The sequence below is a fragment of the Amycolatopsis sp. NPDC039088 genome (genome assembly GCF_055598845.1).
Map to the genome: position 1 here is coordinate 11928 of NZ_JBVKAE010000039.1, position 14778 is coordinate 26705.

15 protein-coding genes and 1 riboswitch are annotated in these 14778 nt (G+C 69.2%); of the genes, 8 read left to right on the top strand and 7 right to left on the bottom strand.

Going from position 1 to position 14778, the window contains the following annotated elements; translation table 11 throughout:
• Positions 1 to 159 precede the first annotated feature (159 nt).
• Positions 160 to 2439 (top strand): AAA family ATPase, encoded by a 2280-nt coding sequence (locus ACZ7KI_RS35600; protein WP_470277413.1) that lies wholly within the window; start codon positions 160 to 162, stop codon positions 2437 to 2439.
• Between the two features lie 57 nt (positions 2440 to 2496).
• Here the strand turns inward: ACZ7KI_RS35600 and ACZ7KI_RS35605 are convergent, their stop codons facing one another.
• Together ACZ7KI_RS35605 and ACZ7KI_RS35610 are read right to left on the bottom strand one after the other, a co-directional pair.
• Positions 2497 to 3150 carry a LytR C-terminal domain-containing protein gene (locus ACZ7KI_RS35605; RefSeq protein WP_470277415.1) on the bottom strand — a complete coding sequence of 218 codons (654 nt, stop codon included), beginning with the start codon at positions 3148 to 3150 and terminating at the stop codon, positions 2497 to 2499.
• Positions 3150 to 3458 carry a DUF3263 domain-containing protein gene (locus ACZ7KI_RS35610; RefSeq protein ID WP_465502350.1) on the bottom strand — a complete coding sequence of 103 codons (309 nt, stop codon included), beginning with the start codon at positions 3456 to 3458 and terminating at the stop codon, positions 3150 to 3152. Before ACZ7KI_RS35610 ends, ACZ7KI_RS35605 begins: the two co-directional genes overlap by 1 nt.
• A gap of 157 nt (positions 3459 to 3615) precedes the next feature.
• On the opposite strand from ACZ7KI_RS35610, the gene ACZ7KI_RS35615 reads away from it, so the two are divergent.
• Positions 3616 to 4188: a peptide deformylase gene (locus tag ACZ7KI_RS35615; protein WP_470277416.1), complete on the top strand. Its 573-nt coding sequence runs from the start codon at positions 3616 to 3618 to the stop codon at positions 4186 to 4188.
• 76 nt (positions 4189 to 4264) lie between these two features.
• Here ACZ7KI_RS35615 and ACZ7KI_RS35620 read toward each other — a convergent pair whose 3' ends face one another.
• Positions 4265 to 6439, bottom strand: coding sequence for a glycoside hydrolase family 15 protein (locus ACZ7KI_RS35620; RefSeq protein ID WP_470277418.1), 2175 nt, complete (start codon positions 6437 to 6439; stop codon positions 4265 to 4267).
• A 296-nt stretch (positions 6440 to 6735) separates the two neighbouring features.
• Between ACZ7KI_RS35620 and thiC the strand changes: the two genes are divergently transcribed.
• The 5 genes from thiC to ACZ7KI_RS35645 all read left to right on the top strand — a co-directional run bounded on the left by thiC (position 6736) and on the right by ACZ7KI_RS35645 (position 11405).
• On the top strand, positions 6736 to 8379 hold the full coding sequence (thiC, locus tag ACZ7KI_RS35625) for a phosphomethylpyrimidine synthase ThiC (protein ID WP_470277419.1): 1644 nt from the start codon (positions 6736 to 6738) through the stop codon (positions 8377 to 8379).
• Positions 8376 to 9197, top strand: a complete 822-nt coding sequence (gene thiD, locus ACZ7KI_RS35630; protein WP_470277420.1) for a bifunctional hydroxymethylpyrimidine kinase/phosphomethylpyrimidine kinase — start codon at positions 8376 to 8378, stop codon at positions 9195 to 9197. The genes thiC and thiD (ACZ7KI_RS35630) overlap by 4 nt, the downstream gene beginning before the upstream one ends.
• Positions 9198 to 9296: 99 nt before the next feature.
• Positions 9297 to 9707 (top strand): hypothetical protein, encoded by a 411-nt coding sequence (locus ACZ7KI_RS35635; RefSeq protein WP_470277421.1) that lies wholly within the window; start codon positions 9297 to 9299, stop codon positions 9705 to 9707.
• 40 nt (positions 9708 to 9747) lie between these two features.
• Positions 9748 to 10578, top strand: a complete 831-nt coding sequence (thiD, locus tag ACZ7KI_RS35640; RefSeq protein ID WP_470277422.1) for a bifunctional hydroxymethylpyrimidine kinase/phosphomethylpyrimidine kinase — start codon at positions 9748 to 9750, stop codon at positions 10576 to 10578.
• A gap of 26 nt (positions 10579 to 10604) precedes the next feature.
• Complete coding sequence (locus ACZ7KI_RS35645; protein ID WP_470277423.1) at positions 10605 to 11405, top strand: ion transporter; 801 nt, start codon at positions 10605 to 10607, stop codon at positions 11403 to 11405.
• Here the strand turns inward: ACZ7KI_RS35645 and ACZ7KI_RS35650 are convergent.
• From ACZ7KI_RS35650 to thiO, 4 genes are all read right to left on the bottom strand, one after another.
• The gene (locus ACZ7KI_RS35650) at positions 11402 to 11836 is read right to left on the bottom strand and encodes a MarR family winged helix-turn-helix transcriptional regulator (protein ID WP_465502341.1); all 435 of its coding nucleotides are present in this window, start codon (positions 11834 to 11836) and stop codon (positions 11402 to 11404) included. The genes ACZ7KI_RS35645 and ACZ7KI_RS35650 overlap by 4 nt on opposite strands.
• 109 nt (positions 11837 to 11945) lie before the next feature.
• On the bottom strand, positions 11946 to 12704 hold the full coding sequence (thiG, locus tag ACZ7KI_RS35655) for a thiazole synthase (protein ID WP_470277424.1): 759 nt from the start codon (positions 12702 to 12704) through the stop codon (positions 11946 to 11948).
• Between the two features lies 1 nt (position 12705).
• Positions 12706 to 12906 carry a sulfur carrier protein ThiS gene (gene thiS / locus ACZ7KI_RS35660; protein WP_465465270.1) on the bottom strand — a complete coding sequence of 67 codons (201 nt, stop codon included), beginning with the start codon at positions 12904 to 12906 and terminating at the stop codon, positions 12706 to 12708.
• Positions 12906 to 13979 (bottom strand): glycine oxidase ThiO, encoded by a 1074-nt coding sequence (thiO, locus tag ACZ7KI_RS35665; RefSeq protein WP_470277425.1) that lies wholly within the window; start codon positions 13977 to 13979, stop codon positions 12906 to 12908. Before thiO ends, thiS begins: the two co-directional genes overlap by 1 nt.
• Positions 13973 to 14080, bottom strand: a riboswitch (TPP riboswitch). (Overlaps the previous gene by 7 nt.)
• Positions 14081 to 14110: 30 nt before the next feature.
• Between thiO and thiE the strand changes: the two genes are divergently transcribed.
• Positions 14111 to 14776, top strand: coding sequence for a thiamine phosphate synthase (gene thiE / locus ACZ7KI_RS35670; RefSeq protein ID WP_470277426.1), 666 nt, complete (start codon positions 14111 to 14113; stop codon positions 14774 to 14776).
• Positions 14777 to 14778 lie beyond the last annotated feature (2 nt).

A 14778-nucleotide genomic window follows, 5' to 3' on the forward strand; every position in this document is an offset into this window, starting at 1 on the left:
GGGATGTAGGGCTGCGGTGAATCCCCCACCACCCCCCCCCCCCCCCCCCCCCCCCCCCCCCCCCCCCCCCCCCCCCCCCCCCCCCCCCCCCCCCCACCCCCTGCCGACCTCGGCGACCAGCAGGCCGCCGCCACCGCCTCGCGTCGATAGGGTGGCGGGGTGAGCGCACCCCAGATCACGCTGACCGTCCGGCACACCCCGTCCGCCCTGGATTCCCGCCGTGGCGTCGTCCGGCTGCATCCCGAAGTCCTCGACGCGCTCGGCCTGATGGCCTGGGACGCCGTCCGCGTCACCGGCGCGCGGGTGAGTTCCGCGCTGGCCGCCCCGTCGGACGCGGAGGGGGTCCCGGGGGTGATCCTCCTCGACGACGTCACGATGTCGAACCTCGGTGTGACCGAGGGTTCGGAGGTGGTCGTCGCGCCGGCGGAGGTGTCGGCGGCGAAGACGGTCACCGTCTCGGGCTCGCGGATGGCGAGCGTGTCCCTCTCCCCGCATACGCTGCGACTCGCCCTGATCGGCAAGGTGCTGACCGTCGGCGACGCGGTTTCCCTGCTCCCGCAGGATCTCGCGCCCGCGCCGGGCTCCGACGTCTCCGCGGTCCGCGGCCAGCTCTCCCGCGCCATCGGGATGACGTGGACGAACGAACTGCTCACCGTCACCGCGACCGAACCGTCGGGACCGGTGGCCGTCGGACCGTCCACTGTGGTCAGCTGGCGCGACGGCGCCCGCACCGGTGAGGCCGCGCCCGCCGCGGCACCGGCCCGTGCCGGGACGACGCTGGTGCGCAGCACCCCCGCCACCCCGCACGAGGATTTCATCGACGCCGAGATCGTCGAGGACGAGCAGCTCGACGAAGTGGCCGAGGAGTCCGTGCCGCCCCTGTCCGACCTCGCCGGATCCGAGTCGGCCGCGCGCAAGCTCGCCGAGTGGTTCGACCTGGCCTTCCACCGTCCCGAACTGCTGGCCAAACTGGGGGCGTCGGCGCATCTCGGGGTCCTGCTGTCCGGGCCGGAAGGCGTTGGCAAGGCGACGCTGGTCCGCGCCGTGGCGCAGGCCGAAAAGGTGCGGGTGGTCTCGCTCGCGGCGCCGAACATCGCCGTCCTCGAACCGAACGTGGCCGCCGCGCGACTGCGCGAGGCGATCGCGGAGGCCACTCGCGACGAGGATCCCGCTGTCCTGATGATCACCGACATCGACGCACTGCTGCCCGCCTCCCAGCCGCCGCCGCTCGCGACGGTCGTCCTCGACGACCTGCGCAAAGCGTTGCGCGGCAAGGGTTTCGCCGTCATCGCCACCACCGGCCGCGCCGAGTCCACCGATCCGCGGTTGCGGGCGGCCGACCTGCTCGACCGCGAACTCGGCCTGCCGCTGCCGGACGCCAAGACCCGCACGGAACTACTGCGCGTCCTGCTGCGCGACGCGCCGCTGGAGACCGGCGTCGACGTCGGCCCGATCGCCGAGCGCACGCCCGGTTTCGTCGCGGCCGACCTCATCGCGCTCCGCCGTGACGCCGCCCTCCGCGCCGCGCTGCGGCAACGGGAAGCCGACGAACCGCGGATCTCCCAGCAGGATCTGCTCGACGCGCTGACCACCGTCCGCCCGATCTCGATGTCCACTTCGGACACCTTGGCCACCGGCGGGCTCACCCTCGACGACGTCGGCAACATGACCGACGTCAAGCAGTCGCTCACCGAGACGGTGCTGTGGCCGCTGCGCTATCCGGACTCGTTCGCGCGCCTCGGTGTCGACCCGCCGCGCGGCGTGCTGCTGTACGGGCCGCCCGGCGGCGGCAAGACGTATCTGGTGCGTGCGCTCGCCGGCACCGGCGCGCTGAACGTGTTCGCGGTCAAGGGCGCCGAACTGATGGACAAATGGGTCGGCGAGTCCGAACGCGCGGTGCGGGAACTCTTCCGCCGCGCCGCCGAGGCCGCGCCGTCGCTGATCTTCCTCGACGAGATCGACGCGCTCGCCCCGCGCCGCGGCCAGTCCTCGGATTCCGGCGTGTCGGACCGGGTCGTCGCGGCACTGCTGACCGAATTGGACGGTGTCGAACCGATGCGCGAGGTCATCGTCCTCGGCGCGACGAACCGGCCGGAACTGGTCGATCCGGCCCTGCTGCGGCCGGGACGACTGGAGCGCCGCGTCTACGTCCCGCCGCCGGACGCGCACGCACGCGAGGCGATCCTGGCCGCCAGCGCCAAGAACACGCCGCTCGCGTCCGATGTGGACCTCGCGGCATATGCGGCCACTTTGGACGGTTACTCGGCGGCGGACTGCGCGGCGCTGATCCGGGAGGCCGCGCTGACCGCGATGCGGGAGTCGCTGGAGGCCAGTGAGGTCACCGCCGCGCATCTGGCGAAGGCGGCGGAGGCGGTGCGGCCGTCACTCGACCCGGCCCAGCTGGCGGCTTTGGAGGCCTACGCGCAGGCCCAGGCGTAAGTACATGAAGGCCCCCTTCACTGCGCCTGGCGCAGTGAAGGGGGCCTTCATGTACTTCTAGGAGCCGCTCTTGTCGTTGGCCTTGTAGTCCTTGGTGACGATGACGATCACGCCAGGCGCCGCGTCCTGGATTTCCGCGAACCTCGGCTGGGCTTGGAAACCGAACTCCAGCGCCAAGGCCTTCGCGGCCGCTTCCTCGTCGGTACCCGGCCGGTAGTAGGCCGCTGTCGAGGGGAGCTTGCCCTGGTAGCCGTGGACGTCGGTGACGTTCCAGCCGGAGGCGCGGAAGTCCTTCGCGGCCTGCTCACCCAGCCCCTGGATCGTGCTGTTGTTGTAGACGCGCACGGTCACCCATTTGTGGGAGGCCTGCTGGTCGCCGCCGGGCTGACCCGGACCCGGCTGACCGGGCTGGCCCGTCTGCCCGGGCTGCCCCGGCTGGCTCGACGGCGGCGCCGAACTCGCGGGCGGGTTCGACGGCGGTGCCGACGAGGCGGGCGGCGAACTGGCAGGCGGCGAACCCGGTGCCGGTGACGACGGCGGGACCCCGCCGTCCGAGGTCGTCGGGGTGGTCCCCGGCGGGGTGGCGGTGTCCGAATCACCGCCGCCGGTGGCCAGGGTGATCCCGCCGATCACGGCGGCGATCACGGCGACACCGACCAAGGCCAATCCGGCGGCCTTCATCGGCCGGGACAGACCCGAAAACAGACTCATCAGAGATCGATCCCCAGTCGCCGGGCCGCGCGATTGCGCTGCCGGGCCGCTCGCGTCTTTCGCAGGCGCTTCACCAGCATCGGATCGGCCTGCATGGCTTCGGTCTTCTCGAGCAGCCGGTTCAGCAGCTGGTAATACCGCGTCGACGACATCGAGAAACGTTCGCGGATGGCCTGTTCCTTCGCGCCGGCGTACTTCCACCACTGCCGTTCGAAAGCGAGCATGTCGAGCTCGCGCTCGCTGAGGCCGTGCACGGTCTCCGACGGGGACGGCTGGTCGGGCTCGGCCATCGACTCCGCGGCGTCCATCCGACTCCTCGCAATCAGGTCAGTGCTCGGCGGCGTGAAACCACAGGCTTGTCATTCCGCGGCGCCATTAGACCACGGATCCGGCGCCCGGCCTCGGTATCGACGTCGGCGCGTCATGGGTAAGGGTCTACCAGAAGGGTCCGACTAAACTGCGCCCGTGACCGTCCATCCCATCGTGATCGCCGGCGAGCCCGTGCTGCACAACCCGACTCGGGAGATCACCGAGTTCGACGACAAGCTGCGCACGCTCATCGACGACATGTTCGAGACCATGTACGCCGCCGAAGGGGTCGGCCTCGCGGCCAACCAGATCGGCCTCGACCTGCGAGTGTTCGTCTACGACTGCCCCGACGACGAGGGCACGCGCCACAAGGGCGTCGTGGTGAACCCGAAGCTCGAGACGTCGGAGATCCCGGAGACGATGCCGGACCCGGACGACGACTGGGAAGGCTGTCTTTCGGCACCCGGCGAGTCGTACCCGACAGGGCGCGCTTCGTGGGCGAAGGTCACCGGCTTCGACGTCGACGGTAATCCGATCGAGGTGGAGGGCACCGGCTACTTCGCGCGCTGCCTGCAGCACGAGACCGATCACCTGGACGGCTTCATCTACCTCGACCGGCTGGTCGGCCGCCACGCGCGGGCCGCGAAGAAGATGCTCAAGTCGAACAGGTGGGGCGTTCCCGGCAACTCGTGGCTCCCCGAACCTCAGCCCGAACCCGCCGACGACTGACCTCCAGCGCGGCCTGAAAGGTCCTTTCCTCGCAAATTTTCCGAGGAAAGGACCTTTCAGGGCATCTGAGCGAGGGTCAGCAGCCCAGGAAGTGGCAGCGCACCACCCGCGGCTGCTCGATCACCTTCCCGGTCTGCACCGACCACGCGAGCCGGAGATACTGGGCGTGCGTCCAGGCCAGCGGGGTCGCGGACGCTGTCGGGGTACCCGCGGGGAAGCCCGTCTGACCCGAAGGGGCGTTCTCGTCCCAGACCTGTTCCGGCATGGTGTCGCCGGAACTGCTGACGCGACCGAGGTCGCGAAGCCGCTTCGCGGCCGTACCCCGGTCACCGGCGGCGAGGTCGTACTCGCCGCGTTCCCCCGCGAGCAGCGGCCACAGTCGCCCGAAAGTGGTCCGGCTTTCCGCCGGGAACGTGTAGTCCCACGGTGACCCGTCGGCCTTCTCGCCGTATCCGTCTTTCGTGTACCGGTGCCAGAACTGACCCGTCGGAGTGGTGAAGGCGATGTCGGCGTCGGTGACCTTGACGCTGTTGCGGATCACCGGATCGTCGGCCCGGTAGATGCCCAGCCTCACCAGTTCGAGGAATCCGGCGTCGGTCACGGCACGCTGGTCCATGGTCACGCTGGAGTTGCCCAGGTTGTACTTCGTGCCGTTGTTCGCGTTGCCGTCCTTGGTCAGCCGGACGAAGTACGGGTCCTTCGACAGCGGGCCGTTCGTGGTGACGGTCCACTGGGCGAGCTTCGCCTTGAACGCGTCGGCGGTGTCGAGGTAGCGCTTCGCGTCGGCTGCGGCGCCGTTCGTCTTGGCGAGATCGGCCGCGCAGACCAGTCCGGCGATCACCGCGGCGATCGTCGAAGGCGAGTAACCGTCCTGTTCTTCCCAGCGTTCCTGCTGGCTGTACGGCGAGGCGTGCCCGTTGTCCGCCTTGTACGACAACAGGAATTCCGCCGCCTTGCGCACCCGCTGCCAGGTCTTGGCGTCGGTCCGGCCGAGTTGCTGCGCGAGCACGATCGGCAGCGCGGTCTCGTCGAGCTGGATGGACGTCCAGTACGGCGTGCCGTCGACGTGGCTGTTCTGCGGCAGATGGCCGTCCGGCAACTGCTGGGTGCCGAACATGTAGTCGACCGACCGGTTCGCGGCGTCCCGGTCGCCGGCGGCGAGCAGACCGGTCGCGATCTGGTAGAGGTCGCGGGGCCAGACCAGGTGGTAGGTGCCCGACGGCGACCACTCCGGGTCGTTGTTGCCGAACCGCCAAGGCATGCTCGGCGACGCGATGAACGCTCCCTGGTGAGTCTTGTCCTCACTCGCCGCGAGCATGAGCACTGACGCCTTGTAGAGGTCGCGTTCCTGCTTCGTCTTGAGGGACGACGGGACGTCCTTCACCTGGCGGAGGTACTGCTTCCAGCCGCGGTCGTACGCCCGTGCGGCATCGGCGAATCCGCGCCGTTGCGAGGCTTTCGCGTTGGCGAGGGCGTCGGAGTCCTTCGCGCCCATACCGAGCGTGAGCGTGAAGTCCCGTGAGCGGACACCGTCGGCGGACGTCTGCCCGGTAAGCAGCACATTGCCCTTGGCCGCGCTCGCGTAGTCCTTGAGCGTGAAGGACTTCGTCAGCTGAGTGAGACCATCGGAGGAACCCGCGTAACCCACGGAAGTACGCGAGAACGCCGGTTCCGCGGTCAGCGCGGCCGCCGTCTTCGCGTCCGACGCGACCGCGTTCACCCCGTCGGTGCGCGCGGAGTCGTCGGATCCCTCGTTGGTGAGATCGGGATCCGCGACCGCGTACACCTGGTAGGGGCGGCCGGTCAGCGAAACGAAGTCGACGTCGATCAGCACGCTCGTACGCGCCGGGTCGGTGACGTAGGTCTTGCGGAGCTTCCAGCGGCGCTGGTCGTCGGTGATGGTCTGCTCGTAGGTGAGGCCGTCGGCGCCGGTGCGCCGGACCTGCTGCGCCTTGGCCGACGAATCGACGGTCGCGAAGCTCTTCCCGTCGGTGACGACGAGGTCGAGCGCACGGACGCTCGGCGTGGACAGATCCGGGTAGTAGACCTCGGAGAGGCGCCCGCCTTGCAGGGTGAACCAGATGTTGCTCGCCCGGTCACGGGCGGTGCCGAAGCCGGTCTTGTTGGCCGGGAGCCAGCTCGGATGGGCGCCGGGCGCACCGGGCGCCTCACCGCCCTGTGCCGACGCCGCCGCCGGGACCAGCCCGGCGATCAGCACGCCTGCCAGTGCCGGGAGCACGATCTTTCGCATATCAACCCCAGGTTCTGTAACGGTGCAGAGCCTCCGCATTCTGTCGTGAACGCCGTGCGCACACATGCTCCAAACCGGTGAACCGGTAACGCTGTCGACATGTCTTCAGACAGTTCACCTCGGGGCGGGTTGATTGCGGCACCCCCGGCGTGGCATGGTCGGGGCACAACCAAACAACCGCGGGAGCTCGCGCCATGGCGGGCTGAGAGGGCGGCTGGAGTCTTTTTTCTGGAAGACCCGGCGCCGCCGACCGCATGAACCTGACCGGGTAATGCCGGCGTAGGGAGTGAACGTCGTTGACGACGCTTGAGAATGCCCGGAACATCACGCCGACCGTGACCACCGGGCCGATCACCGGTTCCCACAAGGTCTATCACCAGACGGAATCCGGTCTCCGGGTTCCCGCGAGGCGGATCGACCTTTCAAACGGCGAGCATTTCGATGTTTACGACACCTCCGGTCCGTACACCGAGACGGACCCGAAGATCGACGTCCACAGTGGACTCCACCGGCTGCGCGCGGGCTGGGCCGACGGACGCGAGCACAACACCCAGCTCGGCTGGGCGAAACAGGGTGTCATCACCCGCGAGATGGAGTACATCGCGGCGCGTGAACGCTGCACGCCGGAGTTCGTGCGGGACGAGGTCGCGCGCGGCCGCGCGGTGATCCCGGCCAACCGCAAGCACCCGGAGAGCGAGCCGATGATCATCGGCAAGAACTTCCTGGTGAAGATCAACGCCAACATGGGCAACTCGGCCGTCTGGTCCTCGGTGGAGGAAGAGGTCGACAAGATGGTGTGGGCCACCCGCTGGGGTGCCGACACCATCATGGATCTCTCCACCGGCAAGCGGATCCACGAGACCCGCGAGTGGATCATCCGCAACTCGCCGGTCCCGGTCGGCACCGTGCCGATCTACCAGGCGCTGGAAAAGGTCGACGGTGAGCCGGAAAAGCTGTCGTGGGAGGTCTACCGCGACACCATCATCGAGCAGTGCGAACAGGGTGTCGACTACGTCACCGTGCACGCGGGCGTGCTGTTGCGCTACATCCCGCTGACCGCGCGCCGGGTCACCGGCATCGTCTCGCGCGGTGGCTCGATCATGGCGGCCTGGTGCCTCGCACACCACAAGGAATCGTTCCTGTACACCAACTTCGCCGAACTCTGCGAGATCCTGCGCGAATACGACGTCACCTTCTCCCTCGGTGACGGCCTGCGCCCCGGCTCGATCGCCGACGCGAACGACCGCGCGCAGTTCGCCGAACTGGAGACGCTGGGCGAGCTCACCCACATCGCCCGCGAGCATGACGTCCAGGTGATGATCGAGGGCCCCGGCCACGTGCCGATGCACAAGATCAAGGAGAACGTCGAACTCGAGGAGAAGCTGACCGGCGAGGCGCCGTTCTACACCCTCGGCCCGCTCACGACCGACATCGCGCCGGGGTACGACCACATCACCTCGGCCATCGGCGCGGCGCAGATCGGCTGGTACGGCACGGCGATGCTCTGCTACGTCACGCCGAAGGAGCACCTCGGCCTCCCGAACCGCGACGACGTCAAGACCGGCGTCATCACCTACAAGATCGCCGCGCACGCCGCCGACCTGGCCAAGGGGCACCAGTACGCCCAGGAATGGGACGACGAGCTTTCCAAGGCCCGCTTCGAGTTCCGCTGGAACGACCAGTTCAACCTGTCGCTGGACCCGGACACCGCGCGCTCGTTCCACGACGAGACGCTGCCCGCGGAACCGGCGAAGACGGCGCACTTCTGCTCGATGTGCGGACCGAAGTTCTGCTCGATGCGCATCACCCAGGACGTCCGCAAGTACGCCGAGGAACACGGACTGTCCACTGTGGAAGCGATCGAAGCCGGTATGTCGGAGAAGTCGCACGAGTTCGCCGAGCAGGGCAACAAGGTCTACCTGCCGGTGGTCAATCAGTGACGTCCTCTCCCAGGACCGCCCTCACCATCGCCGGATCCGATTCCGGCGGTGGTGCGGGGATCCAGGCCGATCTGCGTACCTTCTTCGCCAACGGCGTGCACGGGATGGTCGCGCTCACCGCGGTCACCGTGCAGAACTCGCTGGGCGTGCAGGGTTTCAGCGAGGTCCCGGCCGACGTCGTCACCGGCCAGATCAAGGCCGTCGCCACCGACATGGGTGTCGACGCCGCGAAGACCGGGATGCTCGCCACCGCCGAGATCATCGACGCCGTCGCCAAAACGCTCGACGAGGTCCACATCGGACGGAACACGGACACGCCATTCGTCGTGGACCCTGTCGCCGCGTCGATGACCGGGCACGCCTTGCTGCGCGAGGAGGCGCTGGAGGCGATCCGCACCGAGTTGTTCCCGCGCGCCACGCTGATCACGCCGAACCTCGACGAGGTGCGGCTGCTCACCGGCGTTTCCGTGACCGGGCCCGCGACCCAGCGGGAAGCGGCGGAAGCGTTGCTGGAGTTCGGTTCCGAGTGGGTGCTGGTGAAGGGCGGGCACCTCGACGCGGCGCAGGACTGTGTGGATCTGCTGACCGACGGCACCACGTTGGTCGAGCTGAGCGGGCCGCGGTTCGACACCCGGAACACGCACGGCGGCGGGGACACCATGGCGTCGGCGATCACTTCGTCGCTGGCGAAGGGGGCGGATGTGCCGACAGCCGTCGCCGAGGGGAAACGGTTCATCGAGCGGTGCGTGGCGGAGTCGTACCCGCTGGGCGCCGGGGTGGGACCGGTTTCGCCGTTCTGGCGGCTCAGCGAGGCTTGAGCCGTCCCCTGCCGCCTTCTTTCGCCTCGTGGCAGCGAAATGACAGCGCGGCCCAATACGGTGTCGGCTGGTAAGGCCTCGACACCCTGGGGGTTCCCGTTGAAGAAGCTGATCGTCGCGGTGGCGACCATTCTGTCGGTGCTCGGTCTGGCAGCACCGGCGACCGCGGCCGAGCGCACCTCCGCGTCCGCGTGTTCCGATTTCGGAGACTCGAACCGGACCAGAATCCACGACCTGGTGGTCTGGTACGAATTCGTGGGTCCCGTCGGCTGCGTCGTCTCCGACTTCTACGCGGACAGCTGGGACAAGAGCATCTCCACTTACGGCTACTGGCAGCTCTGGGGCCCGCGTGGCTGGCGCTCGGAGGAGAACGTCCATCACCGGTTCAACGATTCCGTGTACCGGACCATGCCGAGAACGGTGACCTACGCGGGCGATCTCTGGTGCGCGAGGTTCGTCAAGTCCAACGGCGGGGTCTTGACCGAGGGTTGTGTGACGGCCCACCCGTAGCAGTGGTGGCCGTACAGGACCCACTGTGGAAAATGGCCCCATGAGCGAGAACCCGAGTCCGCCGTCGGCGCTGACCATCGCAGGCTCCGACTCCGGTGGCGCCGCCGGACTGCAGGCGGACCTGCGCACCTTCCTCACCTGCGGTGTGCACGGCCTGGTCGCGGTCACCGCGGTGACCGTCCAGAACACCCTCGGGGTGCACGACCGCACCGACATCCCGGCGCGGATCGTCGCCGGGCAGATCGAGGCCGTCGCGGCGGACATGGGGGTCAACGCGGCCAAGACCGGGATGCTCGCCTCGGCCGAGATCATCCACGCCGTCGCCGCCGCGTGCGACAAGGCCGAGATCGGCCGTGACCGGAAGGTCCCGTTCGTGGTCGACCCGGTCGCGGCGTCGATGCACGGGCATCCGCTGTTCGACGACGCCGGATTGGTGGCGCTGCGGGACGAGCTCCTGCCGCGCGCGACCGTGCTCACCCCCAACCTCGACGAGGTCCGGCTGCTGACCGGGATGACCGTGACCACCCGTGAACAGATGCATCAGGCGGCCGTCGTCCTGCATCGGCTCGGGCCGAAGTACGTGCTCGTGAAGAGCGGCCATCTGGTCTCCGACCCGGAATGCGTCGACGTGCTGTTCGACGGCTCCACGTTCGTCGAACTGCCCGGCGAGCGGTTCGCCACCGAGCACACGCACGGCGCCGGGGACACCATGGCGTCGGCGCTGACGGCGGGCCTCGCCAAGGGGATGTCCGTCGTGGAGGCCGCCCGCTACGGCAAGTGGTTCGTTTCACACGCGGTACAGAACGCCTATCGGATGGGCGCGAAGGTCGGCCCGGTTTCGGCGTTCTGGCGGCTCGCGCCGGAGCACTGAGCATCCGCCCGGTTACGATCTGCACCGTGACCGCACGCGAAACGGTGGCCAAGGTCGTCGAAGACCGCCGCTTCCAGAACTTCATCATCGCGGTGATCGTCTTCAACGCCGTCACCCTCGGCCTGGAGACCTCGACCAGAATGGTCGCGGAATACGGGTCGCTGCTCCACACGGTCGACTACATCGCGCTCGGGATCTTCGTGCTCGAACTCGGCGCGAAGTTCTACGCTTATCGCACGAAGTTCTTCCGCGACCCGTGGAACATCTTCGACCTGCTGGTCATCGGCATCGCGGTGATTCCCACGACCGGTCCGTTCGCGGTGCTGCGGGCGCTGCGCGTCCTGCGGGTGCTGCGGCTGGTCTCGGTCGTGCCCTCGATGCGGAAGGTCGTCACCGGGCTGCTCACGGCGATCCCGGGAATGGCGTCGATCGCCGCGCTCCTCGCACTGATCATCTTCGTCGCGGGCGTGATGGCGACCAAGCTGTTCGGCGCGATCTCCCCGGACAACTTCGGCGACCTCGGCACGTCACTGTTCACGCTGTTCCAGGTGATGACGGGCGAGGCGTGGCCGGACATCGCCAAAGAGATCATGAAGGAAGCACCCATGGCCTGGGTGTTCTTCGTGGTCTACATCCTCGTGTCCAGCTTCGCGGTGCTGAACCTCTTCATCGCCGTCGTGGTCAGTGGGATGGAGGACGAGCTTCGCCAGGACATCCGCGAGGAAGAGGCGAAGCAGGCCGAGACCCAAGCCGTGGCGAACAAGGAGATCCTCGACGAGCTCCGCGCCCTTCGTGCCGAAGTCGCGGAGCTGCGTCAGAACACCTAGCGGTCGTCGTCCGCGATCAGTGCTTCAAGGGCGGGCAGAGCCGCCGCCAGCGCGGCCTGATGCTCCGGAGTCAGCCGTTCGAGGCGCTTGCCCAGCTCGTTCACCCGCGTCGACCGGACGCCGGACACCAGCCGCTCGCCCTCTTCGGTGGCCTCCGCGAGCCAAGCCCGCCTGTCGATCGGGTCCGATTCACGACGGACGTACCCGGCTTCGACCAGCGAAGCGACGATCCTCGACATCGTCGCCGCGGCGACGCCTTCCTTCGCCGCGAGATCACCCAGACGGAGCTGGCCGGAGTTCACGAGCGTGGCGAGCGCCGAGATCGCGCCGTGGCCGGGTCCGGGGACGCCCGCCTGGCGCAGTGACCGGGACAACCGGCCCACCGCCAGGAACAACCTGCCCGAAACGTCCTGGACCGCTGACGTGGTCACCACTGGCTCCTCTGGGTACACGGCGGCGGATGCGCCTCCGGAAAGTGCCGTCAACCATACGGGCTCCCCGTGCATACTCGCTGTGAAGGCCGTGAACCGTGCAAAAGGGTTATCGAGGTGGGCTCGAAGCGTGTGCCCAGAATCGCTGGGGAATCCGGCCCGCACCGGCGGCCAGCCGCCCGGCGGTGACCGCGGCACGCATCGCCGACGCCATCCGTTCCGGATCCGCGGCTCTGGTCACGGCGGTGGAGAGCAGGACGGCGTCACAGCCGAGCTCCATCGCCAGCGTCGCGTCGGACGCCGTGCCGATTCCGGCGTCGAGGATCACCGGGACCCCCGCGCGAGCCACGATCAGCTCGATGTTGTGCGGGTTACGGATGCCGAGACCGGTGCCGATGGGCGCGCCGAGCGGCATCACGGCCGCGCAGCCCGCCTCCTCCAGCCGCAGCGCCAGCACCGGATCGTCGTTGGTGTAGGCGAGCACGGTGAAGCCGTCCGCGGCGAGCCGCTCGGCCGCTTCGAGGGTCTCGAACGGATCCGGCAGCAGCGTGCGGTCGTCGGCATGGACCTCCAGCTTGATCAGGTCGGTGTCGAGCGCCTCACGCGCCAACTGGGCGGTGAGGACGGCTTCGGCGGCCGTCCGGCAGCCAGCGGTGTTGGGCAGCAAGCGGATGCCGAGCCGCCGGAGCAGTTCGAGCACGCCGGAGCCGCCTTCGGCGTCGGCCTTGCGCATCGCGACGGTGGTCAGTTCCGTGCCGGACGCGACCAGCGCGCGTTCCACCACGGCGAGGTTCGCCGCGCCGCCGGTGCCGATGATCAGTCGCGACGAGAGTTTGTGCTCGCCGATGACGAGGTGGTCTCCGTCCATTTCAGCCTCCTTGGACCGCGGTCAGGATGTCGACGCTGGCGCCCTTGCGCACCACGGCTTCCGGCCATTCGCCGCGCCGGACGACCACGCCGTCCACCGCCACCGCGACGCCTTGTCCGGCGGTGCCGAGTGCTTCGAGGACACCCTCGACGGTGGTCCCGTCGGGGAACTCGCGCCATTGGCCGTTGACCTGGATCTCCATCACACCCGCTCCTCGCTTCGCCGCGACGGCGTGGCCGCCGCGACCTCGTCCGGCAACGGCGCGCCGTCCAGCCAGGCGACCGCGGCGTCCGCGGTGACCGGGGCCATCAGGAGGCCGTTGCGATGGTGGCCCGTAGCGGCGAAGACTCCTTCGCCCAGCTCACCGATGAAGGGCATCGTGTCGACGCTCGCCGCGCGCAGCCCGGCGGCGATCTCGACGAGTTCGTATTCGGCGATTCCCGGGAAGACGCGCTCCGCGCCTTCGAGCAGCTCGCGGACTCCTCGTGCGGTGACGGTCTCGTCGAAACCGGCCTCGTACTGGGTCGCGCCGAGCACGAGCTCACCGTCGTCACGCGGGACGAGGTAGACGGGGCGGCCTTCGACCATCGCGCGGACGGTCCTGACCGGCGGCGGCAGACAACCCCGGCGCGGCCGCAGGCGGAGGATCTCGCCCTTCAACGGGCGGACGGCGCCCGCGAGCGCGGGATGCAGGCGTCCGGTCCAGGCGCCGGCGGCGAGGACGACGTCGCCTTCGAGGGCTTCGAGCTCCCTGACCGTCTCTCGGCGGAACTCCACGCCGTGCCTGCCGCAGGCGTACTTGAGCGCGTGCAGCAGCCTTCGGTTGTCCACGGCCAGATCACCGGGTACCAGCAGTCCACTTCGGACAGACCCGGCGAGGCCGGGCTCGGCGCGGCGGGCCTCACGGCCGGTCAGCTGCTCGACCTCGCGGCCGAGTTCGGTGAGGTACGCGGCCAGCATTTCGAGGTTGCCAGCGTCGGCGCTGTCCAGCGCGACGACGAGCGTGCCGTGCGGCGAAAGACCCGGGTCGACGCCCTCTTCGGCCAGGTCACGGGCGAAATCCGGCCATCGCCGCAACGACGCCTCGCCGAGGGTGAGGACGTCCTCTTCACCGGGCCAGGCCTCGGTGACCGGGGCCAGCATGCCACCCGCGAGCCACGACGCCCCTCGCCCGGGATCGGGGTCGTGCACGGTGACGTGATGACCGCGCGCGGCGGCGCGCCAAGCGACCGACAGGCCGATGACCCCGCCGCCGACTACCGAAAGTTCCCTCATGAACGCTCGCTCCCTGCGCCGGCATGACCCGGATCAGGTTCCACGGTCGGAGCGGTTTCGGCTCCCTCTCAGCCCGTCCTCGGGCTCCCGTGCGGACCACCCCACCGTAGCGCGCGGGTACCGTCGCCGCCATGCCCACCCTGTCTGGTCCGCAGATCCGCGCCCGGCTCGCGGACGCCCGCCTGTACCTCTGCACCGACGCCCGGTCCGCCCGCGGCGACCTCGCCGAATTCGCCGACGCGGCGCTGGCGGGCGGGGTCGACATCATCCAGCTGAGGGACAAGACCGGCGGCGCCCCGATCGAGGCGAAACACGAGATCGCGGCGCTGGAGGTGCTCTCGGAAGCGTGCGAGAAGCACGGCAAACTGCTGGCGGTGAACGACCGCGCGGACGTCGCCCTCGCCGTCGGCGCGCATGTGCTGCACCTCGGCCAGGACGACATCCCGGTGTCGCTGGCGCGACGCGTGCTCGGCGACGACGTCGTGATCGGGCGGTCCACCCATTCGGCCGAGCAAGCCAAGGCCGCGGCCGGGGAATCCGGCGTCGACTACTTCTGCACCGGCCCTTGCTGGCCGACGCCGACGAAGCCGGGCCGGTCCGCTCCCGGGCTCGGCCTGGTGCGCGAGACCACGGCCTTCGGGACGTCGCGGCCGTGGTTCGCGATCGGCGGGATCGACGCCGAACGCCTGCCCGAGGTGCTGGAGGCGGGGGCGTCGCGGATCGTCGTCGTCCGGGCGATCACCGAGGCCGAAGACCCCGAAGCGGCCGCTCGCACGCTTCGCTCCGCCCTCGACTGACG

What these genes read in the sequence shown, in the direction of transcription:
- ACZ7KI_RS35610 (WP_465502350.1), bottom strand. Translation starts at nt 3,458, where the DNA reads ATGGACGCCGCGGAGTCGATGGCCGAGCCCGACCAGCCGTCCCCGTCG.
- thiO (WP_470277425.1), bottom strand. Translation starts at nt 13,979, where the DNA reads ATGAGGGAACTTTCGGTAGTCGGCGGCGGGGTCATCGGCCTGTCGGTC.
- thiD (WP_470277422.1), top strand. Translation starts at nt 9,748, where the DNA reads ATGAGCGAGAACCCGAGTCCGCCGTCGGCGCTGACCATCGCAGGCTCC.
- ACZ7KI_RS35620 (WP_470277418.1), bottom strand. Translation starts at nt 6,439, where the DNA reads ATGCGAAAGATCGTGCTCCCGGCACTGGCAGGCGTGCTGATCGCCGGG.
- thiE (WP_470277426.1), top strand. Translation starts at nt 14,111, where the DNA reads ATGCCCACCCTGTCTGGTCCGCAGATCCGCGCCCGGCTCGCGGACGCC.
- thiG (WP_470277424.1), bottom strand. Translation starts at nt 12,704, where the DNA reads ATGGACGGAGACCACCTCGTCATCGGCGAGCACAAACTCTCGTCGCGA.
- ACZ7KI_RS35605 (WP_470277415.1), bottom strand. Translation starts at nt 3,150, where the DNA reads ATGAGTCTGTTTTCGGGTCTGTCCCGGCCGATGAAGGCCGCCGGATTG.
- thiS (WP_465465270.1), bottom strand. Translation starts at nt 12,906, where the DNA reads ATGGAGATCCAGGTCAACGGCCAATGGCGCGAGTTCCCCGACGGGACC.